The following is a 21723-nucleotide window of genomic DNA, read 5'->3' as shown; positions in this document are numbered from 1 at the left end:
GTGAAAAGCAGCCGTTTGCGGCTGCTTTTTTCATGGCCGGCAGCCGGCCCGCCGGCCGTTATCTGTTGCATGGATGCCCTGGCGCGCGCCGAATCGCGCTTGCTCTTGGTTACGATTGCGGCATGAAAATTTTGCTGATCTTGATAGCCATCGCGGTGCTGGCTTTATGTGCGCTTGGCTGGCTGTTGAGTCATATGCAGGATGTGCGCAACGCCAGGGCGCAGCCGGACGGACAGGAGCCTTCGGACAAGGTGCCCGGCAAGCCCGGTGCGGCGCCCAGGCCTGCGGCCCGGGAGCCGGCTGCGGAACAGGCGCAGCCGGCGCCGGCCGAATCCAGGGACGTGCATTTCCGCATGCAGGGCGAGCGCGGCATGGGTGGCCCCGTCTATGGCGATGTCATGTGCGCGGACGGCGTCTACCTGCCCATGGTGTGGGAGTCGGACATGCATACCTCGTTCGACGGACGCTGGCTGCGCACCGGTTTCTACGAATCCGACACCGCGCACCTCGTGGACCGCAAGTCCCGCCGCAGCTGGCTGCTGAGCCGCGCGCAGGTCCAGGCGCTGGAGGGCATCCACTGGCGGCTGCCGCGCTGGAGCGGAGAAACCATCAACGAAAGCGGACTGGCCGACGACGAGCATGTCGTCATGTCGGATGCCAGCTTCGAGGCCTGGCTGGGCGAGCATGTGGCCAGCCCGGCCCAGCCCCTTGTGGCCGTGCGCGATTTGTGGATGCCGCTTGAAACGGTTCCTCCGCAGGTGGCGGCCTCCCCGCCGGCGCTGACGCCGCCCCCGGCGGCTCGGGCCGAGGGTGGGGGCAAGCCCGCGGCTCCCGCATCCGCCGCATCTCCGCCGGCAGCCCCTGCGCCGGCGGCTCCCAAGCTCACGCTGGAGCGCCACTGGCCGGCCACGCTGCGCCATCTGCGCTATCCGCTCGAGCCTCTGGAACGCCCGAACTGGCAGCTGATGATCGACGGCAAGGCCCAGCCCTGGCTGGTGGACGAGAAGGCCCATCTGGCCTGGCGCGAGGACGGCCAGGCCTTTGCGCTGTATGCCTGCCCGGCGGGCGACGAGCAGGAGCGCCCCCTGCTGCGCCTGGCGGTCTGGAGCGTGGAGCGCGGCTGGCAGCAATGGCCCGAGACCCTGCCGGCGGACCGCAAGAGCTGGAGTGTGGGCCTGTACCTGCCCGAGCAAGGTCAGGAAGAAGAAAAAGAGGTGGCCAAGCCACTTTCCGTGCTGCGCTGGGAAGGCTCCGTGGTGGCGCAGCGCGTGGAGCTGGATACGCCCGAGACCGAGCGCCTGCACGACGGCGTGAGCCTGAGCTGTGTGGCCAGCGACACCGAAGGCTGCGCCGGCCACGCCAGGGACGGGCAGATCAGGCTGGCTGCCATACCGCGCACCACCTTCACCTGGCTGCGCGATCCCCGGCAGCCCGAGCAGTGGCGCGCCTGCAGCGAGCCCGTGGCCGGCCAGCGCCTGATCTGGACGCTGCGCAAGAACGCGCTGGACGAGCAGGGCGAAACCGCGGCCTACAGCCTGCAGTGGGGCGAGCGCCATCTGGCCGGCAACTGGGCGCTCGAGCATGTGGTGGTGCAGGGCCGCCGCGCCGTGCTCATGCCGCATGGCAAGGCCCCCGAGCGTGGCGGCAGCGGCGCGGTGCAGATCTGGGACGGCCAGCGCCTGCAGAACGTGGACCTGCCCTGGCCCGTGGTGCGCCTGATTCCCGTGCCCGGCCGCAACGGGGGCGCCGCGGTGCGTGTGGGGCTGGTGGCCCTGACAGGCTGCCTGGCCGACAAGGACCGGGATGCGAACACGGCTTCCTGGCGCTGGCCCGTGCATTCGGTATCCACCAGCCACCTGGCGCGGCCCGACTGGTCGCCGCTGTATGCCATCCGTCATATCGCGCCCGATGCGCAAGGGCGCTGGCGGCTGCTGCCGCGCTGGCGCGAAGTACGCCAGATCCAGCATCCCTGCGCCGATGGCGACTATGTCTGGCGCGACCCGGCCCGCGGCGATGCACTGTGGTGGTGGGGCGGCGTGCATGCGCGCGTCAACAATTACTGGGAGCCGGAGACTCCGCGCTTTGACGGCGTGTGCGTGACGCGCAGCGGCACCGTGCTGTGCGGCACCGGCCCCAGCGCCTGCCCCCATCCGGCCGGCGAGGGCTGGGTGACGCTGGAGTGGCTCAGCAGCTCCTACAGCGGGCCGGGCGAATGGAAGCTGCACTGGATCAATCCCGTGGAAAAGGAAGTGCGCAGCCTGGGCCTGCAGGCCTGGATGCCGCTGCTGCTGGGCTGGGATGCGCAGGGCCTGCACTGGCGCGAGGCCGAAAGGCCTGCGCAGGAAGGCGAAGCGCCGCAGGCGCCGGAGCGCCAGCTCATCGTGGCGCAGATGTGGAACCGGGCCGGTGTGGAGAAGCTGCGCCAGGGGCCGCAGGGCCTGTGGCTGCGCAAGCAGGACCTGAGCTATGCCGAAGCCCTGCTGGTGCAGGATGACTGGCCATGGGAAAGGATCTGACCCTCCAGACGGCTGCCCGGCGGCAACTGCTCTGGCAGGAACTGGACTTGCTGTGCCGGCTGGGCCTGGGCCAGGCCCCCGTCGCCGCCGAAATATGCGCGGTGCTGCGCGCGCTGGTGGGCGCCGATGCGGCGGCGCTGTTCTGGCTCGACGAACAGGGGCGTCCCGAGGGCTTTCACCACGAGGACTCTCCGGCCAGTGTGCGCAACCTCTTTCTCAACGAGTTCCACCTGTTCACAGGCCCGGGAGAGACCAACATCCATATCCTGGCCCGTCCCGAGGGGCCGCGCGTGGGGCGGCTGCTGTCGCCGGGCGCCGCGTATTACCGATCGAACAGCCACAATCTGCTGATGCGGCCCAACGGCCACCACTACACGCTGGATTTGCGGGTGGAAGTGCAGGGGCCCAGGGGACCCGTGACCCGGGCGGTCGCTGCCCTGTTCCGTGCGCACAGCGCCGGCTTCTGCCATGGCTTCAGCGCTGCCGAGGCGTCCCTGCTGGACCGGGCCTGTGCCAGCCTGCAGCGCGCCTTCCAGCCGCAGGCCGCTCCCTCTCACCTCAGCGCCCATGGCGCCACCGGCCATGTGCTGCTGGATGGCGCCCGCCTGCGCCCCTTGTCGGCCGACGCACCGGCGCTGCAGCTGTTGCAGGCGGCCCATGTGCCGGGCCTGGGCCTGTACGGTGCCGGCGCCGCTGCGCTGCCGGCCAATCTGCTCGCCTTGCTGGGACTGCTGCCCGGCCAGAGCCGGCTGCTGCCCGTGCCCCGGGGGCTGCTGGCGCTGCACATCAGTCCGCTGCACGCCGGCACGCAGCCCACGGCGCAAGATGCCGCCCACTGGTTGCTGACGCTGCAGCTGCAGCGACCGCGCCAGATCGACGTGGTGCGCCGCGTGGTGGAGCTGCCGCTGACGCCGCTGCAGCGCGAGATCGCCGTGCTGGCCGGGCTGGGCCACGCCCGGGCCGACAGCCTGGCGCTGACCGGGGTGAGCAATGCGGCGCTCAAGAAGCACCTGGGCGCCATCCTCGAAGTCGCCAATGTCGGCAACTGGGACGAGCTGGGGCGCAGCCTGCGCGGCTGACGCATGAACAGGCATTGAGACGGTATCCCTAGGGGGATGGCGCGCGCCATCCGGTTTTCCAAAAATGCCGCCACCGTCCTGCTTTGGCAGGCGGATGTCCATTCCTGGAAAACCTTCCCATGCATGTCGGAGCCCTTTCCCTTCCTGCCGCCGGCCTTCTCGCGCCGGCCGGTCTGGGCTGCCGCCTCGGTCCGCACTTCATCCCGTGGGCGAATCCTCTTCGCCTGCTCTCACTGGCACGCAGCCTGTGTCCCGAAGTCGGCGCGATCCCTGGCGGCACAGGCGTCCCACCTGCCGGCCTGCCTTTTCTGCACTCCCAAGGAGCATTTCCATGCGATACACATTGATCCGCAAGCTGGTTTGCATTGCCCCCGTGCTGATGGCCCTGGCGGCCTGCGGCGGCGGCGACTCCACCCCTGCCCCGGCTCCGGCACCTGTGCCTCCAGGGCCACCGCCCGTGGTGACGCCTGCCGGCACTGCACAGGGCACGCCGGTCAGCGCCAGCCTGGGCAGCGCGGGCGGCACGCTGAGCAGCGCCGACGGCAGGCTCCAGCTCGTGGTGCCCGAAGGCGCGCTGAGCGCACCCACCACGATCAGCATCCAGCCCGTCAGCAACGGCGCGCCCGGCCGTGTGGGGTCTGGCTACCACCTGCTGCCGGAGGGCATCACGTTTGCCAGGCCGGTGCAGCTGAGCTTTGCCTACGACGAGAGCGATGTCGCAGGCAGCAGCGCCGAACTGCTGGGCGTGGCCACCCAGCAGGCCGATGGCACCTGGCGGTGGCAGGGCGGCACGCTGGACGCGCAGGCCCGCACCGTGACCGCCAGCGCCACGCATTTCAGCGACTGGTCGCTGGTCAAGGGCCTGCAGCTGCGTCCTCCCAGCGCCACCGTCAAGACCCGCGCCAGCGTGTCGCTGAAGCTGGCGTACTGCTTCGCGCCCGCGCTGGACAACGACCTGCTCGAGCCGCTGGGCTTCGACTGCGAGGCCGAAAATGCGCCCGCGCCCAGTCAGGCCGTCAACTGGTCCGTCAACGGCATCCCCGGCGGCAACGGCAGCGCAGGCACCGTGGCCGGCAGCAAGGGCGGCGCCACCTATACGGCGCCGGCGCAGGTGCCGCCGACCAATCCGGTAGCGGTCTCGGCCGAGATACAGGGCGCCGGGGGCAAGGTGCTGGTGGTCTCGAACATCACGGTCAAGGGGGATGAAACCGCGGGCTATGCAGGCAGCATTTCCGGCACCGTCACCGAAACGGCGGACGGCACGAGGATCACCTACCAGTCCGCCAACCTGCGCTTTGTTCCGCTGGAGGTGCCGCCGACCAATTACGCGGCGCGCGGCAGCCTCACCATGACCACCTACCATCCGGGCGGCGATGTCACCACCCGGCTGGTGAACCTGGAGGGCGACGGAAGCGTGCTGACCGTCCATGACCCCGTGCTCGAAGGCCCCTACGCATCGTTCTCAGGCCGTTACTGGTTCTCCGTGATGGGGCTGTTCAACGCCTGTCCCGAGAAAGCGGTGATGGACGGCACCGCCCTGCCTTCATATGGCGCAGACCCAAGCCGCCTGGAGGGTGCACGCCAGATCAGCTGCGCCGGCGGCAGCCTGGCCATTGACGCCCAATGGTCCCTGAAAGCGGACGATGCAGGGACATAAGGACATGGGCATCGGCGGCCATCACTGGCGTGCCGTGCGCACGTTCGGCGGCAGTGCGCCGGGATGGCTGGTGCGGTAGGGGTTGATGTCCAGCCCGCCGCGGCGGGTGTAGCGCGCATAGACGGCCAGCTTGATCGGCTGGCAGCGCGTCCAGATGTCCATGAAGATGCGTTCCACGCATTGCTCATGGAATTCGTTGTGGTTGCGAAAGCTCACCAGGTACTGCAACAGGCCTTCCTGGTCGATGGGCGCGCCGCTGTAGCGGATCTGGACGCTGCCCCAGTCGGGCTGGCCCGTGACCAGGCAGTTGCTCTTGAGGAGGTGGCTGACCAGGGTCTCGGTGACCGGCGTTTCCTCCTGGGCGGCCCGCAGCAGCTGGGGCGCAGGCGTGTATTGCGTGCATTCGACGTCCAGGCGGTCCAGCAGCAGGCCGTCGAGCTCCTGGACCTGCTGCTGATCGAAGCGGTCCACCCCCAGCAGCTGCACGCCCACGCTGCCTTTTTGCTCGCTGCCGCGCCACACGGCTTCGGACAGGTCGGTGCGCAGCCGCGCCTGCACCTCGCCGGCATCGGCAAAGCGGCTGTTGTTGAAGCTGTTCAGGTAGAGCTTGAAGGACTTGCTCTCGATGAGATTGGGCGTCTCGCAGGGAATGGTGAAGTGCACCAGCGCCACCTGGGGCTTGCCGCGCAGGTTGAGCCAGGACAGCTCGAAGGCCGTCCAGAGGTCGGCGCCGAAGAAGGGCGGCCGGGCGCCGGCGCCGATTTCCTCGCGCTTGGCCAGGCGCGGCAGCGGGAAGAGCAGGGTGGCGTCGTACTGGTCGACATAGGCCGAGGCCTTGCCCAGCTGGGATTGCTCAGGAGTGTTCATGGTATTCGGGGGCAACAAAAGGCTGGCAAAAAAAGTAGCTGCCAGCGCAGGACTGTATTGGGTTGGACTGGCTTTTTATCTGAATTCGCGCTCGCGCAGCCACTTGGTGGCAATCCATTTCTCGCCTTCGAGCACGGGGGCGCCGCCGTGCAGGGTGCGCGTGGCGGGATCGGGCCGGTCGTAGCTGAAGAACACGGCATTGCCGCGGCGCGGCATGACCTGCAGCGGCACTTCGGGGAAGGTGGTGCCGCCGCCGCGCGCAGGCTCGTTCAGGTACATGACCAGGGTGCCCACGCGCTGGCCGCCGCGCTTGAGAATGCTGGGCGTGCCCGGCTCGTTGGGCGCGAAGTAATCATGGTGGGGCTTGTATTCGGCGCCGGGCCGGTAGTGCAGCACCTGCAGGCCTTCGCCGTTTTCCACGGGCCAGTTCAGCAATCGGGCGATGCGCTCCTCCAGCCGGCGCACCACCTCGTTTTCGCCGCGCTGGAAGAACATGCCGTTGCTGGTGCGGTCGTCGTTGACGGCTTCGCCGCCGCTCAAGTTGTCCACCGTCAGCGAGCGCTGCATGCGCGGACGCGCGGCCTCGATGATGGCCTCGCACTCCTGTGCCGTGAGCAGATTGCCGAAGACCACGATGCGCGGGTTGTGCAGGCTCATGAGCACATGGACCTCGTGGCCGTCCACCTGTATGCAGCAGGGATCGCCTTGCAGGCCGGGCTCGGGCACGCTGCCTGCCTGGGAGGCCGTGGCGCCGTGCGGCCGGGCCGCGGCCGTGAACGGCGGCGGCAGCTCGCCTTCCTCGGGCAGGCCCAGCGCACGGCGCGCCAGGTTCTCGCGCCAGCCCACGTCGCGCATGGACTGCAGCAGGGCCGGCAGCGGCACGCCCGCAGCGCTCTGGCTTTGCACCCATTGCATCAGCTCGGGCGTCAGTCCGGCGGGAACGGAGGAAGCGGCATTGGTGGTGGAGCTCATGGCCTTGATGCTAGTGCGCGTGCCGTGGAAACTCAAACCTGGGGGTGTTCTGCGGGCAGAACCCTCTCGGGCATCAGCCCGCCACCTTGCGGCGGAACACCAGGCGCTCGGGCGTGGATGCCGTGGCGGCATAGGCATAGCCGTCCAGATCGAACTTGCGCAGATCGGCCACGCGCCTGGCCTTGTGCTGCACGGCCCAGCGCACCATCAGCCCGCGCGCACGCTTGGCGTAGAAGCTGATGATCTTGTACTGGCCGCCCTTGAAATCCTCGAACACGCACTCGACCACGGGCGCCTTGAGCGTCTTGAGGTCCACGGACTTGAAGTATTCCTGCGAGGCGAGGTTGACGACCACGCGCTCGGCCTCGGGCTGGGCCGCGCTGCGTTCGTTGAGGTAGTCGGCGATCTGCGAGCCCCAGAACTGGTAGAGATTGCTGCCCTTGTCCGTGGCCAGGCGGGTGCCCATTTCCAGGCGGTAGGGCTGCAGCCAGTCCAGCGGGCGCAGCACGCCGTACAGGCCGCTGAGGATCACCACATGCTCCTGGGCCCAGTCCAGCTCGCGGGGCTTGAGCGAATGCGCATCCAGCCCTTCGTACACGTCGCCGTTGAAGGCCAGCACGGCCTGGCGCGCGTTGCCGGCGGTGAAGCGGGCGCTGAAGGCTTCGTAACGCGCCACGTTGAGCACGGCCAGCTTGTCGCTGATGCCCATGAGCTCGGACAGCTCCTGCGGCGACTTGCCGCGCAGAACCTCGATCAGCTCCAGCGGCTGCTGCTTGAAGACGGGCAGGGTATGCGGCAGGTCCTTGGGCAGCGGCGTTTCATAGTCCAGGGACTTGGCGGGGGAGATCAGGAACAGCATGGCGGGGGCTGTGGACGTTGATGTTTCGGGGGAAAAGAAACGGGGCCAATGGCCTTGCCCGGGGTCGGACAAGGCCATTGGCCCCGGTGCGGCAGCGGCGTTTTATGCCATGTCCATGCCGAGCGATGCCTTGCAGGCTTCGCCCGACCGGTCCATGCAATCAGCGGGCTGCGCCGATGGAGCTGGCGACGGCCGCCTGCTCGAATGGCAGCGGCATATGGCTCAGGTCCTTGCGGGTCTCGACCAGGATCAGCGGGCCTTCGTCCAGCACGATGGCCGGGGGACGCTCGCGCGGAATGTGCACGGGCCTGGGTTCGGCAGCGATGGCGGCTTGCACGGCCGCGACCTTTTCCGGATCGGAGTTGATCCACTGCAGGCCCGAGGCCGATGCCAGCGATTGCAGCTCGGCCATCGGCAGCGCGTAGACCGCAGGCGCAGCGGGCTGCGTCGGTGCCGGCTCGGCCACGGCTTCCACGGCCGGGGCGGGCGCCTGTTCGGCCGCCACGACAGGCTCGGCAGCCTGGGCAGGCACCGCCGCCGCAGCAGCAGCTTGCTCCGTAGCGGCCGGGGCCAGTGCGGGTGCTTGCACTTCGATGGCGTCTTGCGCAGGTACGGCAATGGGCTGGGCCGAAGCCGTGTCGAAATAGCTGCGGCGTGCCGGCTGCTCCTGGGCGGTATCGTCCACGGCGGCTACAGGCTGCGGGATCGGCTCGCCCTGCTCGGGCGCAAGGCCGGCCTGCGCCTCTGCGTCGCGAGGGATGCGGTCGCCGCGCTCGGCACGGTCGCGGCGGTCGCGGCCGTAGCGGTCGCGCGAGCGGCGCTGGCGCGGCTCGCGGGTCTGCTCGCCTTCGCCTGCAATGTCGCCGGGCTGTGCATTGCCCGCATTCACGGCCGCTTCATCGGCCGGCTGCTGGGTGGGCTGCTGCTCCGCGGAGCGCGGTTGGCGTTCCTGACGGTCCTGCTGGCGCTCACGGCGGTTTTCACCGCGTTCCTGGCGGCTGCGTTCGCCGCGGCCTTCGCCGGCCTGCTGGTTGAGCTCCTCGCCGGTGTTCAGCGCGGATTCGGCTACCTGTTCGCGTCGGTCCTCGCGCTCGCGACGCTCACTGCCACGGCGGTTGTTGCCACGCTCGTTGCGCTCGCTGCTGCGTTCATTGCTGCGCTCGCTGCGTTCAGGGCGTTCGCCACGTTGCACCTCGGCGTCGCGGCCGGCGCCGTTGCGGCGGTTGCGGTCCTGGCGCTCGCCGCCGCGTTCATTGCTGCGCTCGCCGCGTTCCGCACGCTCGCCAGTGCGTTCACCGTTGCGGCGGCGGCCATCGGAGCGTTCGTTGCGGTCGCCGCGGCGGCCTTCGCGGCTTTCACGGGCCGGGGTTTCCGCCACGGGCTGCGGGGCGGCCACGGGTGCCGGCGTGCCGAAGCCGAACAGGTTCTTGAGCCAGGCGAAGAAGCCCTGCTCGCGCACCACGGGGCGCGCGGCCGCAGGAGCGGTCGCAGCCGCACCGGCCTGGGGTCGCGGCTGGCGCGGCGGACGGGGCTCGGCCACCGGCGCGGGAGCATCGGGCAGCACGCCCTTGATCACCGGCGTCTGCTTGTTGGTGGGTTCCTGCGAGCGGCGCGTGACGGTGGTCACGTCCTCGGCTTCCTCGGCCAGCTTGTAGCTGGCTTCCATGGATTCCAGGCGCGCATCGTCATGCTTGAGGCGCTCGAGCTTGTAGTGCGGCGTGTCCATGGACTTGTTGGGCACCATGATCACGTTGACGCGCTGCTTGAGCTCGATCTTGGTGATTTCGCTGCGCTTTTCGTTGAGCAGGAAGGACGCCACCTCCACGGGCACCTGGCAGTGCACGGCGGCCGTGTTGTCCTTCATGGACTCTTCCTGGATGATGCGCAGGATCTGCAGCGCCGAGCTTTCCGTGTCGCGGATGTGGCCGGAGCCGCCGCAGCGCGGGCAGTTGATGTGCGCGCCTTCGGAGAGGGCGGGCTTGAGGCGCTGTCGGCTCATCTCCATCAGGCCGAACTTGCTGATGGTGCCGAACTGCACGCGGGCGCGGTCCTGGCGCAGCGCGTCGCGCAAGCGGTTTTCCACTTCGCGGCGGTTCTTGCTCTCCTCCATGTCGATGAAGTCGATCACGATCAGGCCGCCCAGGTCGCGCAGGCGCATCTGGCGTGCCACTTCGTCGGCGGCTTCCAGGTTGGTGCGGGTCGCAGTTTCCTCGATGTCGCCGCCCTTGATGGCGCGGGCCGAGTTCACGTCCACCGACACCAGGGCCTCGGTATGGTCGATCACGATGGCGCCGCCCGAAGGCAGAGTCACGGTGCGCGAGTAGGCCGACTCGATCTGGTGCTCGATCTGGAAGCGGCTGAACAGCGGCGCGTCGTCGCGGTAGCGCTTGACGCGGGCGGCGTGCTCGGGCATGACGTGCGCCATGAATTGCTGCGCCTGCTCGTAGATGTCGTCGGTGTCGATCAGGATGTCGCCGATGTCGCTGTTGAAGTAGTCGCGGATGGCGCGGATCACCAGGCTCGATTCCTGGTAGATCAGGAAGGCGCCCTTGGCGCCCTTGGCGGCGCCGTCGATGGCGTTCCACAGCTTGAGCAGGTAGTTCAGGTCCCACTGCAGCTCGGGCGCGGTGCGGCCGATGCCGGCGGTGCGCGCAATGATGGACATGCCCTTGGGGTATTCGAGCTGGTCCATGGCCTCCTTGAGCTCGGCCCGGTCCTCGCCCTCGATGCGGCGCGAGACACCGCCGCCGCGCGGATTGTTGGGCATCAGCACCACGTAGCGGCCGGCCAGCGAGATGAAGGTGGTCAGAGCTGCGCCCTTGTTGCCGCGCTCTTCCTTCTCGACCTGGACGATCAGCTCCTGGCCTTCGCGGATCACGTCGTTGATGCGGGCCTGGCTGGGGGAGACGCCTTCGGCAAAGTACTGCTTGGAGATTTCCTTGAAGGGCAGGAAGCCGTGGCGGTCCTCGCCGTAGTCCACGAAGCAGGCTTCCAGGGAGGGCTCCACGCGGGTCACGACCGCCTTGTAGATATTGCCCTTGCGCTGCTCGCGGCCCTCGATCTCGATCTCGTAGTCCAGCAGCTTCTGGCCGTCCACAATCGCCAGGCGGCGTTCTTCGGACTGTGTGGCGTTAATCAGCATCCGTTTCATGATGCATTTCCTCTAATCGTTTTGGGGGCACGCCGGTCTGCGGGCTCATGCCGTCGACCGACGTGCCTTTGACTGGTAATCAAAGACAGGCTCTCATGGGAGCCGAGATGCCAGACGGACGCGTCGAAACGGAAGGGAATCTGCGGGGTGCTGCAGTGCGACTGGCTTGTCTCAAGTCAGTCGCAGGGGCACAGGCCGGGGAACGAGCGAGGGGGGACGTGCAGACAAACGCGTGATCCAGGGCGTCACCCCCGGAGCTTTTGCACGTGCGAAGGAGGTGGGTGGTCGCTTTTGGACACGACGAACTCCGGGAGCAAGCATCGCGCTGCTCCACAGTTCAATCATCCATGTCCAGAAGATCCACATGCTCGCTTTGACTACCGGCAGTCGGTGGCGCCAGGCCTGCTGCAACTGCCGGTGATGAGATTCCGTATCAGTGTTTCGATTTGTCAGCCTTTGCCAGCATTTCACCGACTTTTGCAGTCCATCTTTACTGCAATTTGTGTGTGCAAAACCGGCGGGCATCGACCTGCCTGTGCGGCGGGAAATGGCTGATTGGACTAAACTCCATGCGAATCAACCACTTACAACTATCTCGGCACAGGTGAAACACATTATAGAGGGCAAACCGGCAACGAGCCGGTCCCAGCATGCAGCCGCAGCTTCCGTGCGGCTGATCGAAGTCGATGCCGATTCCGCGGGACAGCGTCTGGACAACTTTCTTCTGCGCCATCTAAAGGGCGTGCCCAAGACCCATGTCTACCGCATCATCCGCAGTGGCGAAGTACGCGTCAACAAGGGCCGCGCCAGTGCGGAAACGCGCGTGCAGGCCGGCGACATGGTGCGCGTGCCGCCCGTGCGGATTTCCGAAAAAGTGGCCGAGAAGGCGCAACGCCCTGCGCCGGCCAAGGACTTTCCCGCATTGCTCGACGACGAGTCCATGATCGCCATCGACAAGCCTGCGGGCGTGGCCGTGCATGGCGGCTCGGGCGTGAACTTCGGCGTGATCGAACAGCTGCGCCAGGCCCGTCCCGAGGCGCGCTTTCTCGAGCTCGTGCACCGGCTGGACCGCGAGACCTCGGGCATTCTGCTGGTGGCCAAGAAGCGCTCGGCCCTGGTCCACCTGCAGGACCAGTTCCGCGAGCGCGAGACCGGCAAGACCTATCTGGCCCTGGTCCAGGGCACCTGGCCGGCCAACAAGAAGGTGATCGACCTGCCGCTGCACAAGTATCTTCAGGCCGACGGCGAGCGCCGCGTGCGCGTGACCACGGCCGACGACCCCGAGGGCATGCGCTCGATCACGCTGGTCAAGGTGCGCAAGCTGATCGAACCGCGCCCGCTGCAGGGCCTGCCGGCCATGAGCCTGCTGGAGGTCACGATCAAGACCGGGCGCACGCACCAGATCCGCGTGCACCTGTCCTCGCAGGGCCATCCCATCGTGGGCGACGACAAATACGGCGATTTCGATCTCAACCGCCGTGTGCAAAAGCAGGGGCTCAAGCGCATGTTTTTGCATGCGTGGCGGTTACAGTTCATGCATCCCGCCAGCGGCGAGCGCCTGGAGCTCCGGGCCGAGCTGCCGCCGGAGCTGGCCGATTTCGTGGCCTGAAAGACCGCATGAGTTTGTTTTTTATGGAAAAAGATAGCGCCCAGCGACCGCGCCGCTTCGATTTGATCGCGTTCGACTGGGATGGAACGGTGGCCGATTCCACGGCCATCATCACGCGCAGCATCCAGGAGGCGGTGCGCGATGTCGGCGGCACCGTGCCCAGCGACGAGCAGGCCTCGTATGTGATCGGCATGGCGCTGATGCCGGCGCTGGCGCATGCGGCCCCCGACGTGCCGCCGGAAAAGCATGCGGAGCTGGGCAACCGCTACCGCTACCACTTCTTCAAGCACCAGAACGACATCTGCCTGTTCAAGGGCATTCTGCCTTTGCTGACGGAGCTGCGCACGCGCGGCCACTGGCTGGCGGTGGCCACCGGAAAGAGCCGCATGGGACTCAACCATGCATTCCAGGACGAGCAGCTGCGCGGCATGTTCGACGGCTCGCGCACGGCCGACGAGACGGCCGGCAAGCCCAGCCCGCTGATGCTGCAGGAGCTGATGGCCGAGTTCGGCGTCGAGCCCGAGCGCGTGCTGATGATCGGCGACACCACGCACGATCTGCAGATGGCTGTGAACGCGGGCTGCGCTTCGGTCGGCGTGTCCTATGGCGCGCATGCGCCGGACCAGTTCGGCGCGCTGGGACCGCTGTTCATTGCGGAATCGGTGGCCGAGCTGCACCGCTGGCTGCTGGAAAATGCCTGAGTCTGGTCATGCCTGAATTCACCAGCGAAGCCGTCGAGCTGTGCCCCAGCAGCGCGCTGGTGGAGGGCGGGCGCGCCCATGGCTTCGATGTGGTCTATGCGGGGCAGGCGGCGCGGGCCTTTGCCATCCGCTTCGAAGGCCGGCCCCACGCCTACCTGAACCGCTGCACGCATGTGCCCATGGAAATGGACTACCAGGAAGGGCAGTTCTTCGACGACAGCGGAAACTGGCTGCTGTGCTCCACCCATGGGGCAGCCTATGCGCCGGACTCGGGCGCCTGCGTGGGCGGCCCCTGTCGCGGTGGCCTGGTGAAAATCGCGCTCAGCGAGAGCGGCGGCATGGTGCGCTGGCATACTGGTCCCCAGTTGAAACCTTTGGAATTTTGAGATGAGTGCTCCAAACACACCGGACGACCACGGCTCCGGCGCTTCGATGACGCCGGGCGCGGACCTGTGGTCCAAAGCCTCGGCGGCGCCCGCGCCTGCAGCTGCTTCGGCAGCCAATCCCGGCTGGGAGCGCGAGGTGCTGGAAAAGCTGGTGTTCGCAACCATCAAGGAGCAGCGCGCCGCGCGCCGCTGGCGCTTCTGGGGGCGCCTGCTGTGGTCCGTCGTGGTCCTGCTGGCGCTGTGGCTGATCTTTTTCAAGGATGCGACCACGACCACCAGCACTTCCGCCCACACGGCGGTGGTGGAGATCAAGGGCGAGATCGCCTCGGGCTCCAATGCCAGCGCCGAGCTCATCGTGGCGGCCATGCGCAGCGCCTTCGAGGACTCGGGTTCGCGCGCCGTGGTGCTGCTGATCAACTCCCCTGGCGGCAGTCCCGTGCAGGCCGGCATCATCAACGACGAGATGGTGCGCCTCAAGGCCAAGTACAACAAGCCGCTTTATGCCGTGGTGGAGGAAAGCTGCGCTTCGGCCGCCTACTACATCGCATCGGCGGCCGACGAGATCTTCGTGGACAAGGCCAGCATCGTGGGCAGCATCGGCGTGCTCATGGACGGCTTCGGCTTCACGGGCGTGATGGACAAGGTAGGCGTGGAACGCCGCCTGCTGACTGCCGGCGAGAACAAGGGCTTCCTGGATCCTTTCAGTCCCATGTCTGCAAAGCAGCATGAATATGCGCAGCAGATGCTCGACCAGATCCATGAGCAATTCATCGGCGTGGTCAAGAAAGGCCGCGGCGACCGTTTGCATGAGACGCCCGAGCTTTTCAGCGGCCTTTTCTGGACCGGCCAGCAGGCCATCGCGCTGGGGCTGGCGGACAAGCTGGGCAGCGTGGACTATGTCGCCCGCGAAGTGGTCAAGGCCGAGGAAGTGGTGGACTACACGCGCCGCGACAACGTGGCCGAGCGCCTGGCCAAGCGCTTTGGTGCCGCCGTGGGCGAAGGTTCGGTCCAGGCCATGCGCAATCTGATGCCGCAGATTCGCTAGATTCCCTGCAGAAAGTGCCTCCAGGCCAGGCAGGCCAAGCGAAGAATGCTATGAAAAAATCCCGTGTGCCATGCCACGGGATTTTTTTGCTGGAGGATGTTCAGCGGCCGATGCAGAACACCGTCGGCATGCGGTTGTCGGGCGGAGCGTTGCGCTGGCGCCACTCGCGTACCAGACGGCTTTCTATGCGCGCCGTCGCCAGGGTCAGGCCGCCAGCGATGGCCAGCCGGGTGCTGGGCTGCAGGGTCTGTAGCAGGGCCTGCCACAGTGCGGCGTTGCGATAGGGCGTCTCAATGAACTGCTGGGTCTGGCCCTGGCGCAGGGCCAGGGCTTCCAGCTCCTTGATGCGGCTGGCGCGCTCGCCGGCGTCCTGGGGCAGATAGCCCACAAAAGCATAGTTCTGGCCGTTCAGGCCGCTGGCCGCCAGAGCCAGCAGCAGCGACACGGGGCCGATCAGCGGCACCACCCGGATGCCCAGGTCGTGGGCGCAGCGCACGACGGAGCTGCCCGGGTCGGCCACGGCGGGCATGCCGGCCTCGCTGATCAGGCCCAGGTCATGCCCGGCCAGCAGCGGCGCCAGCAGCGGCTTGGGATCGAAGACGGCTGCGCCCTTGTTGCCATGGTCGCCCTTCTTGTGGGCTTCGCGTGGCAGCTCGGCAATGTTCTGCGCCTGCAGCGGCGCCGCCAGCGGATGCAGGGTGTCGATGCGCTTGAGGTAGGCGCGCGCGCTCTTGGCGTTCTCGCTGATCCAGTGCGTGAGGCCGGCAGCCGTGCGCAGCGTGCCTTCGGGCAGCACCTCGGTCAGCGGCGCCTGGCTGTCGCAGCCGAAATCCAGCGGTGCGGGGACCAGGTAGAGCGTGCCTGCCGGCACTGTCGTGGCGGTACCGCTCATGGCAGCACCACTCCGGCGGTGCGCAGCATCTGGCAGGTGCGGATCAGGGGCAGGCCGACCAGGGCCGTCGGGTCGTCGCTGGTCAGGGCGTCGAGCAGGGCAATGCCCAGTCCTTCGCTCTTGGCGGAGCCCGCGCAGTCGTAGGGCTGCTCGGCGCGCAGATAGCGCTCGATGGCGGCATCGTCCAGCGTGCGCAAGCGCACCTGCACGGTCACCACGTCGGCCTGCAGAAAACCGGTCTCGGCGCACGCCACGCAGACGCCGGTGTGGAAATTCATCTGGCGGCCGCTCATCAGGCGCAGCTGCTCGGTGGCGCGCTCATGGGTGCCGGGCTTGGACAGCGGCTGGCCGTCGATTTCCGGAACCTGGTCGGAACCTATCACCAGGGCTCCGGGGTGGAGCTTCGCGACGGCCTGGGCCTTGGCGCGGGCCAGCCGCAGGGACAGGTCGTACGGCGTCTCGCCGGGCAGCGGCGTTTCGTCGACCTCGGGCGATACCGTTTCGAACGGCAATTGAAGGCGGCTCAGCAGTTCCCGGCGGTAGCGCGAAGTGGAGCCCAGGATCAGAGCGCGCGGCAGGCGCTCGGCAATGAAGGAATCAGGCATATCGGGATTCTCTTACACTGGCTGCATGAGCAAGGATTTTTCTGCGACCCGGCTGGATGTGCGCGCATTTGCGCAAGCCGAAGGCCATTTGCAAGGTCAGGCGCCATTGTCGGCGTTCAAGCGGCTGGCCGAAGATGCACAGCCGCACGGTGGCGCGCAGCCCGAAGTGCGCTGGCAGGCCGAGGGCGAGTTCGTCCCCGAAACCGGCGGCGCCGGCCAGGTATGGCTGCATGTGACGGCCGAGGTGGATCTGCCCATGGTCTGCCAGCGCTGCCTGACGGCGGCATCGATCCCGCTGCTGGTGGACCGGTCCTTTCGCTTCGTGGCCAACGAGGCCCTGGCGGAGCAGGAAGACGACGACAGCGAGGAGGACGTGCTGGCCATGAGCCGCGAATTCGATCTGCTGGAGCTGATCGAGGATGAGCTGCTGATGGAGGTGCCCGTGGTGCCGCGCCATGACGTCTGCCCCGTGCCCGTCAAGCTGGAGTCCAGCGATGCCGATTTCGAGCAGGCCAACGAGCAGAAGGAAAATCCGTTTGCCGTGCTGCGCTCCCTGGATGTGGGCAAGTCTGCCGACTGATGGCTGCGGGCAGGTCCCAAGGAGATAAGTGGGGGAAATCGGATTGCCGAAAGCCGCGAAAAGCGTTTGCGCTATAATCGTGAGCTTCGCGCGAATCCCCTCGTGTCTTTAATGGGCTGATCGCGTTTTTTTAGGATTTACGTAAACAAGGATGCGCCAGTGGTGGTGTCCTCAGGGCAAGCATCTGCCTGACCTGTTTTGCGTGGGTCGTGTTACCAACCCTTTCAAGATACACAGGAGCCATCATGGCTGTTCAGCAAAACAAGAAGTCTCCCTCCAAGCGCGGCATGCACCGTTCGCACAATGCACTGAATGTGCCCGGCATCGCTGTGGAGCCCACCACCGGCGAAACCCACCTGCGCCACCACATCAGCCCCAACGGCGTGTACCGTGGCCGCCAGGTGCTGAAGAACAAGTCCGAAGCCTAAGCGACGACAGATCTCGCAAGGCCCGCGGCTACAAAATTTGTAGCGCGGGCTTTCGTGTTTAAGGGATACCCACAAGATTTTTGGCCGCCGCAGGCGGGGCAGGCGTCTTGTGAGTATCCTGGCGGCCTTGCGGCCTGCCTGTCTTTCACCCCAAGCCCTATTGGACTTAATGGATCTGTCAGTCGCCCATGATCACTTTGGCTGTTGACTGCATGGGGGGCGACCATGGCCCCCGCGTCACGCTGGCTGCGTGCCGTCAGTTTCTGGATTCCCATTCCGATGCCCACCTGCTGCTGGTAGGCAAGCCGGACGAACTGGGTGCCTTCAGGCACGAGCGCGCCAGCATTGTTGCCGCGAGCGAAGTCGTCGGCATGGACGACCCGGTGGAAGTTGCGCTGCGCAAGAAAAAGGATTCCTCCATGCGCGTGGCCATTGCCCAGGTCAAGGACGGCGCTGCCAGTGCGGCGGTGTCGGCCGGCAACACGGGTGCGCTGATGGCGATCTCGCGCTACCTGCTCAAGACGCTGGACGGCATCGACCGCCCCGCGATCGCGTTCGGCCTGCCCAATGCCAAGGGCGGCGACACCACCATGCTGGATCTGGGGGCCAATGTGGATTGCACGGCAGAACACCTGCTGCAGTTCGCGGTCATGGGGTCGGCCCTGGTCGCTGCGCTCAAGAACGACGAGGCGCCCAGCGTGGGTCTGCTCAATATCGGCGAGGAGCTGATCAAGGGCAGCGAAGTCATCAAGCGTGCTGGCGAGCTGCTGCGCACGGCCGGAGAAGCCAAGGCGCTGAATTTCTACGGCAACGTGGAAGGCGACGACATCTTCAAGGGCACGGTGGATATCGTGGTCTGCGACGGCTTTGTCGGCAACGTGGCGCTGAAGTCCACCGAAGGTGTGGCCTCGATGATCTCTGGCATCCTGAAGCAGGAATTCAAGCGCAACATCTTCACGAAAATCGCAGCCATCATTTCCTATCCGGTCCTAACTGCGCTGATGAAGCGCGTGGACCACCGCCGCTACAACGGCGCGGCCTTGCTGGGCCTGCGCGGCCTGGTGTTCAAAAGCCATGGATCGGCGGATGCCATCGCTTTCGAGCATGCGCTCAACCGCGCGTATGATGCGGCACGCAACAACCTGCTTGACCGTGTCCGCAGCCGTATTGCCGTCGCCGCACCTTTGCTGCTGGCTGCGCAGACGGAACAAGAGACGTCGGCGCCCTAATTAGAAGACATGAGACGTTACGCACGCATCATCGGCACCGGCAGCTACCTGCCTCCCCGCCGCCTCACCAACAACGACCTGGCTGCCGAGCTGGCCCAGCGCGGCATCGAAACCTCGGACGAGTGGATTGTCGAGCGCACCGGCATCCGGGCGCGCCACTTTGCCGAGCCCGACGTGGCCAGCAGCGATCTGGCGCTGCAGGCCAGCCGCAAGGCCATCGAGGCCGCCGGCATCAATGCGCAGGACATCGACCTGATCATCGTGGCCACCTCCACGCCGGACATGGTCTTCCCCTCGACAGCGGCCATCCTGCAGCACAAGCTGGGCATTGCCAATGGCTGCCCGGCATTCGACGTGCAGGCCGTGTGCAGCGGCTTCGTCTATGCGCTGTCCGTGGCGGATTCCATGATCCAGACCGGCGTGGCCAAACGCGCGCTGGTGGTGGGGTCCGAGGTGTTCAGCCGCATCCTCGACTTCAACGACCGCACGACCTGCGTGCTGTTCGGCGACGGCGCCGGCGCCGTGGTGCTGGAAGCCTCGGAAACTCCGGGCATCCTGGCCACGGAGCTGCATGCCGACGGCAGCCATGTGGGCATTCTGTGCGTTCCGGGCAATGTCTCGGGTGGCAATGTGCTGGGCGATCCCCTGCTCAAGATGGATGGCCAGGCCGTGTTCAAGCTGGCCGTGGGCGTGCTGGACAAGGCGGCGCGCGCCACGCTGGAAAAGGCGGGGCTGACCGATGCCGACATCGACTGGCTGATTCCCCACCAGGCCAATATCCGCATCATGCAGAGCACGGCGCGCAAGCTCAAGCTGTCCATGGACAAGGTGGTGGTGACCGTGGATCAGCACGGCAACACCTCGGCGGCCTCGATTCCGCTGGCGCTGGACCACGGCGTGCGGTCCGGCCAGGTCAAGCCTGGCCAGACCGTGTTGCTGGAAGGCGTTGGAGGTGGCTTCACCTGGGGTGCAGTGCTCCTCAAGATGTAGCTTCAGGCGCTTGATGGACAAGCGGTTCAAGTACTTTCAATACCAAGAAATATGAAGAAGTTCGCATTTGTGTTTCCCGGGCAGGGCTCGCAGTCCGTGGGCATGCTGGACGGCTGGGGCGACCATCCCGTCGTTGCCCAGACCCTGGCCGAAGCTTCGGATGCCCTGGGCGAGAACATCGGCCAGCTGATCAAGGAAGGTCCCAAGGAAGCCCTGGCGCTGACAACCAATACCCAGCCCGTGATGCTGGTGGCCGGCGTGGCCGCCTGGCGCGTTTGGCGTTCGGAAGGCGGCGCCGTGCCCGAGGCCGTGGCCGGCCACTCGTTGGGCGAATATTCGGCCCTGGTGGCTTCTGGCGTGCTGACGCTGGCCCAGGCTGCTCCCCTGGTGCGCCTGCGTGCTGCCGCCATGCAGGATGCCGTGCCCGTGGGCACCGGCGGCATGGCTGCCGTGCTGGGTCTGGAGGCCGAAAAGGTCAAGGCCGTCTGCGCCGAGGTGACGGCCCAGCTCGGCGGCGCCGAAGTCGTGGAAGCTGTGAATTTCAACGACCCCTCGCAGACCGTGATCGCCGGCAGCAAGCTGGCCGTTGAAAAGGCCTGCGAAGCCGTGAAGGCTGCCGGTGCCAAGCGCGCACTGCCGCTGCCCGTGTCCGCGCCTTTCCACTCCAGCCTGATGAAGCCTGCGGCCGAGAAGCTCAAGGCTGCACTGGCCGGGCTCCAGCTGGCCGCGCCCCAGATTCCGGTCGTCAACAACATCGACGTCGCTGTCCAGACGGATGCCGATGCCATCCGCGATGCGCTGTACCGCCAGGCCTTCGGCCCCGTGCGCTGGGTGGAATGCGTGCAGGCCATCAAGGCCCGTGGCGTGAGCCATCTGGTCGAGTGCGGCCCCGGCAAGGTGCTGGCCGGCATGACCAAGCGCATTGACGCGGACCTGACGGGTGCCGCCCTGTATGACCCGGCCACGCTGGCCGACGTGAAAGAATTGCTCGCATGACTGACAACCAGACCAAGCCTCAAGTTGCCCTGGTGACCGGCGCCACCCGCGGCATCGGCGCTGCCATCGCGCAGGAGCTGGCCTCGCGCGGCTATCAGGTGATCGGCACGGCCACCACCGATTCCGGCGCCGAAAAGATCTCCCAGGCACTGGCGCCTTTCGGTGGCCGCGGCGTCACGCTCAACGTGACCGACGGCGCTGCCGTGGATGCGCTGGTCGACTCCATCGTCAAGAACGACGGCGGCCTGCACGTGCTCGTCAACAACGCCGGCATCACCCGCGACACCCTGGCCATGCGCATGAAGGATGACGACTGGGATGCCGTCACCGATACCAATCTGAAGGCGGTTTTCCGAGTCAGCCGTGCGGCTATTCGCCCCATGATGAAGCAGCGCTTCGGCCGCATCATCAGCATCACCAGCGTGGTCGGTGCTTCGGGCAATGCCGGCCAGGCCAACTACGCGGCCGCCAAGGCCGGCGTGGCTGGCATGACCCGGGCGCTGGCCAAGGAACTGGGCAGCCGCGGCATCACTGTCAACTGCGTGGCCCCCGGCTTCATCGCCACCGACATGACGGCCGACCTGCCCGAGGCGCAGAAGGCAGCGCTCAAGGCGCAGATCGCCATGGGCGACCTGGGTCAGCCCAGCGACATCGCCCATGCGGTCGCCTATCTGGCATCTGCGGGCGCAGGCTATGTGACGGGGCAGGAACTGCACGTCAACGGCGGCATGTACATGTAATTCCATCGGGCAGCCGGGAGGCGATTTTGCCGCCACTGCCAGATCCATTGCAATTTTGCAAGTTCACAGGCCGTTTCCTCGCGACGGCCAGCCGCCACGGGTATTTGCCCGAAACGGCTAGAATCGCGGGTTCATTCACAACCCCCAGAGGGAAACCATGAGCGATATCGAAGCACGTGTCAAAAAAATCATTGCCGAACAACTCGGCGTGGAAGAGTCTCAAGTCACCAACGAAAAGGCCTTCGTGGCTGACCTGGGTGCTGACTCCCTGGACACGGTGGAGCTGGTGATGGCCCTGGAAGATGAATTCGGCATCGAAATTCCCGATGAAGACGCCGAAAAGATCACGACGGTGCAAAACGCCATCGACTACGCCAACACCCACCAAAAGGCCTGACAGGTCTTTTCCGAGCGATCAGTT

Annotated in this window: 20 protein-coding genes; 14 read left to right on the top strand and 6 right to left on the bottom strand. The window is 66.7% G+C overall.

Annotation, left to right across the window (positions count from 1 at the left end; genetic code table 11):
- Window positions 1-122 precede the first annotated feature (122 nt).
- The 3 genes from Cte04_RS04535 to Cte04_RS04525 all read left to right on the top strand — a co-directional run bounded on the left by Cte04_RS04535 (window position 123) and on the right by Cte04_RS04525 (window position 5252).
- A complete protein-coding gene (locus Cte04_RS04535; protein ID WP_066472751.1) occupies window positions 123-2516 on the top strand; it encodes a hypothetical protein in 2394 nt (797 codons plus the stop codon).
- Window positions 2501-3595 carry a hypothetical protein gene (locus Cte04_RS04530; RefSeq protein WP_066472748.1) on the top strand — a complete coding sequence of 365 codons (1095 nt, stop codon included), beginning with the start codon at window positions 2501-2503 and terminating at the stop codon, window positions 3593-3595. Before Cte04_RS04535 ends, Cte04_RS04530 begins: the two co-directional genes overlap by 16 nt.
- A gap of 331 nt (window positions 3596-3926) precedes the next feature.
- Entirely contained in the window at window positions 3927-5252 is a 1326-nt protein-coding gene (locus tag Cte04_RS04525) for a hypothetical protein (RefSeq protein ID WP_157081836.1), read from the top strand.
- Between the two features lie 21 nt (window positions 5253-5273).
- Here the strand turns inward: Cte04_RS04525 and queF are convergent, their stop codons facing one another.
- From queF to Cte04_RS04505, 4 genes are all read right to left on the bottom strand, one after another.
- Window positions 5274-6119, bottom strand: coding sequence for an NADPH-dependent 7-cyano-7-deazaguanine reductase QueF (gene queF, locus Cte04_RS04520; protein ID WP_066472741.1), 846 nt, complete (start codon window positions 6117-6119; stop codon window positions 5274-5276).
- Window positions 6120-6194: 75 nt separating this feature from the next.
- Window positions 6195-7091 carry a 2OG-Fe(II) oxygenase gene (locus Cte04_RS04515; protein ID WP_066472737.1) on the bottom strand — a complete coding sequence of 299 codons (897 nt, stop codon included), beginning with the start codon at window positions 7089-7091 and terminating at the stop codon, window positions 6195-6197.
- A gap of 73 nt (window positions 7092-7164) precedes the next feature.
- Window positions 7165-7950, bottom strand: coding sequence for a peroxide stress protein YaaA (gene yaaA, locus Cte04_RS04510; RefSeq protein WP_066472732.1), 786 nt, complete (start codon window positions 7948-7950; stop codon window positions 7165-7167).
- Between the two features lie 160 nt (window positions 7951-8110).
- The gene (locus Cte04_RS04505) at window positions 8111-11101 is read right to left on the bottom strand and encodes an Rne/Rng family ribonuclease (protein WP_066472730.1); all 2991 of its coding nucleotides are present in this window, start codon (window positions 11099-11101) and stop codon (window positions 8111-8113) included.
- Between the two features lie 604 nt (window positions 11102-11705).
- On the opposite strand from Cte04_RS04505, the gene Cte04_RS04500 reads away from it, so the two are divergent.
- The 4 genes from Cte04_RS04500 to Cte04_RS04485 are packed head-to-tail and all read left to right on the top strand — an operon-like array spanning window position 11706 to window position 14842.
- Window positions 11706-12710, top strand: coding sequence for an RluA family pseudouridine synthase (locus tag Cte04_RS04500; RefSeq protein ID WP_169798038.1), 1005 nt, complete (start codon window positions 11706-11708; stop codon window positions 12708-12710).
- Window positions 12711-12718: 8 nt separating this feature from the next.
- On the top strand, window positions 12719-13411 hold the full coding sequence (locus Cte04_RS04495; protein WP_245633289.1) for an HAD family hydrolase: 693 nt from the start codon (window positions 12719-12721) through the stop codon (window positions 13409-13411).
- An 8-nt stretch (window positions 13412-13419) separates the two neighbouring features.
- Window positions 13420-13797, top strand: a complete 378-nt coding sequence (locus tag Cte04_RS04490) for a Rieske (2Fe-2S) protein (protein WP_066472726.1) — start codon at window positions 13420-13422, stop codon at window positions 13795-13797.
- 1 nt (window position 13798) lies between these two features.
- Window positions 13799-14842, top strand: a complete 1044-nt coding sequence (locus Cte04_RS04485; protein WP_066472724.1) for a S49 family peptidase — start codon at window positions 13799-13801, stop codon at window positions 14840-14842.
- A 100-nt stretch (window positions 14843-14942) separates the two neighbouring features.
- Here Cte04_RS04485 and Cte04_RS04480 read toward each other — a convergent pair whose 3' ends face one another.
- Window positions 14943-15734, bottom strand: coding sequence for an SAM-dependent methyltransferase (locus Cte04_RS04480; protein ID WP_066472722.1), 792 nt, complete (start codon window positions 15732-15734; stop codon window positions 14943-14945).
- Window positions 15731-16339: a Maf family nucleotide pyrophosphatase gene (locus Cte04_RS04475; protein WP_066472720.1), complete on the bottom strand. Its 609-nt coding sequence runs from the start codon at window positions 16337-16339 to the stop codon at window positions 15731-15733. Before Cte04_RS04475 ends, Cte04_RS04480 begins: the two co-directional genes overlap by 4 nt.
- Before the next feature lie 25 nt (window positions 16340-16364).
- Between Cte04_RS04475 and Cte04_RS04470 the strand changes: the two genes are divergently transcribed.
- From Cte04_RS04470 to acpP, 7 genes are all read left to right on the top strand, one after another.
- The gene (locus tag Cte04_RS04470) at window positions 16365-16919 is read left to right on the top strand and encodes a YceD family protein (protein ID WP_066472718.1); all 555 of its coding nucleotides are present in this window, start codon (window positions 16365-16367) and stop codon (window positions 16917-16919) included.
- Between the two features lie 245 nt (window positions 16920-17164).
- Entirely contained in the window at window positions 17165-17347 is a 183-nt protein-coding gene (gene rpmF / locus Cte04_RS04465; RefSeq protein ID WP_012207072.1) for a 50S ribosomal protein L32, read from the top strand.
- A gap of 188 nt (window positions 17348-17535) precedes the next feature.
- Complete coding sequence (gene plsX, locus Cte04_RS04460; protein WP_066472715.1) at window positions 17536-18576, top strand: phosphate acyltransferase PlsX; 1041 nt, start codon at window positions 17536-17538, stop codon at window positions 18574-18576.
- Window positions 18577-18585: 9 nt separating this feature from the next.
- Window positions 18586-19566: a beta-ketoacyl-ACP synthase III gene (locus Cte04_RS04455; protein WP_066472707.1), complete on the top strand. Its 981-nt coding sequence runs from the start codon at window positions 18586-18588 to the stop codon at window positions 19564-19566.
- Between the two features lie 51 nt (window positions 19567-19617).
- A complete protein-coding gene (gene fabD / locus Cte04_RS04450; protein ID WP_066472695.1) occupies window positions 19618-20562 on the top strand; it encodes an ACP S-malonyltransferase in 945 nt (314 codons plus the stop codon).
- On the top strand, window positions 20559-21302 hold the full coding sequence (gene fabG / locus Cte04_RS04445; protein WP_066472691.1) for a 3-oxoacyl-ACP reductase FabG: 744 nt from the start codon (window positions 20559-20561) through the stop codon (window positions 21300-21302). Before fabD ends, fabG begins: the two co-directional genes overlap by 4 nt.
- Window positions 21303-21459: 157 nt before the next feature.
- Window positions 21460-21699, top strand: a complete 240-nt coding sequence (gene acpP / locus Cte04_RS04440) for an acyl carrier protein (RefSeq protein WP_003058049.1) — start codon at window positions 21460-21462, stop codon at window positions 21697-21699.
- Window positions 21700-21723: the final 24 nt, after the last annotated feature.

The sequence above is a fragment of the Comamonas terrae genome, from assembly GCF_001544075.1.
GTDB classification, from domain to species: Bacteria; Pseudomonadota; Gammaproteobacteria; order Burkholderiales; family Burkholderiaceae_C; genus Comamonas; species Comamonas terrae.
This window is presented reverse-complemented; position numbering and strand designations above follow the sequence as displayed.

Excerpts from the sequence above, each read along its gene's own strand:
- Cte04_RS04535 (WP_066472751.1), top strand. The coding sequence starts at position 123 with ATGAAAATTTTGCTGATCTTGATAGCCATCGCGGTGCTGGCTTTATGT.
- Cte04_RS04530 (WP_066472748.1), top strand. The coding sequence starts at position 2,501 with ATGGGAAAGGATCTGACCCTCCAGACGGCTGCCCGGCGGCAACTGCTC.
- Cte04_RS04525 (WP_157081836.1), top strand. The coding sequence starts at position 3,927 with ATGCGATACACATTGATCCGCAAGCTGGTTTGCATTGCCCCCGTGCTG.
- queF (WP_066472741.1), bottom strand. The coding sequence starts at position 6,119 with ATGAACACTCCTGAGCAATCCCAGCTGGGCAAGGCCTCGGCCTATGTC.
- Cte04_RS04515 (WP_066472737.1), bottom strand. The coding sequence starts at position 7,091 with ATGAGCTCCACCACCAATGCCGCTTCCTCCGTTCCCGCCGGACTGACG.
- yaaA (WP_066472732.1), bottom strand. The coding sequence starts at position 7,950 with ATGCTGTTCCTGATCTCCCCCGCCAAGTCCCTGGACTATGAAACGCCG.
- Cte04_RS04505 (WP_066472730.1), bottom strand. The coding sequence starts at position 11,101 with ATGAAACGGATGCTGATTAACGCCACACAGTCCGAAGAACGCCGCCTG.
- Cte04_RS04495 (WP_245633289.1), top strand. The coding sequence starts at position 12,719 with ATGAGTTTGTTTTTTATGGAAAAAGATAGCGCCCAGCGACCGCGCCGC.
- Cte04_RS04490 (WP_066472726.1), top strand. The coding sequence starts at position 13,420 with ATGCCTGAATTCACCAGCGAAGCCGTCGAGCTGTGCCCCAGCAGCGCG.
- Cte04_RS04485 (WP_066472724.1), top strand. The coding sequence starts at position 13,799 with ATGAGTGCTCCAAACACACCGGACGACCACGGCTCCGGCGCTTCGATG.
- Cte04_RS04480 (WP_066472722.1), bottom strand. The coding sequence starts at position 15,734 with ATGAGCGGTACCGCCACGACAGTGCCGGCAGGCACGCTCTACCTGGTC.
- Cte04_RS04475 (WP_066472720.1), bottom strand. The coding sequence starts at position 16,339 with ATGCCTGATTCCTTCATTGCCGAGCGCCTGCCGCGCGCTCTGATCCTG.
- Cte04_RS04470 (WP_066472718.1), top strand. The coding sequence starts at position 16,365 with ATGAGCAAGGATTTTTCTGCGACCCGGCTGGATGTGCGCGCATTTGCG.
- rpmF (WP_012207072.1), top strand. The coding sequence starts at position 17,165 with ATGGCTGTTCAGCAAAACAAGAAGTCTCCCTCCAAGCGCGGCATGCAC.
- plsX (WP_066472715.1), top strand. The coding sequence starts at position 17,536 with ATGATCACTTTGGCTGTTGACTGCATGGGGGGCGACCATGGCCCCCGC.
- Cte04_RS04455 (WP_066472707.1), top strand. The coding sequence starts at position 18,586 with ATGAGACGTTACGCACGCATCATCGGCACCGGCAGCTACCTGCCTCCC.
- fabD (WP_066472695.1), top strand. The coding sequence starts at position 19,618 with ATGAAGAAGTTCGCATTTGTGTTTCCCGGGCAGGGCTCGCAGTCCGTG.
- fabG (WP_066472691.1), top strand. The coding sequence starts at position 20,559 with ATGACTGACAACCAGACCAAGCCTCAAGTTGCCCTGGTGACCGGCGCC.
- acpP (WP_003058049.1), top strand. The coding sequence starts at position 21,460 with ATGAGCGATATCGAAGCACGTGTCAAAAAAATCATTGCCGAACAACTC.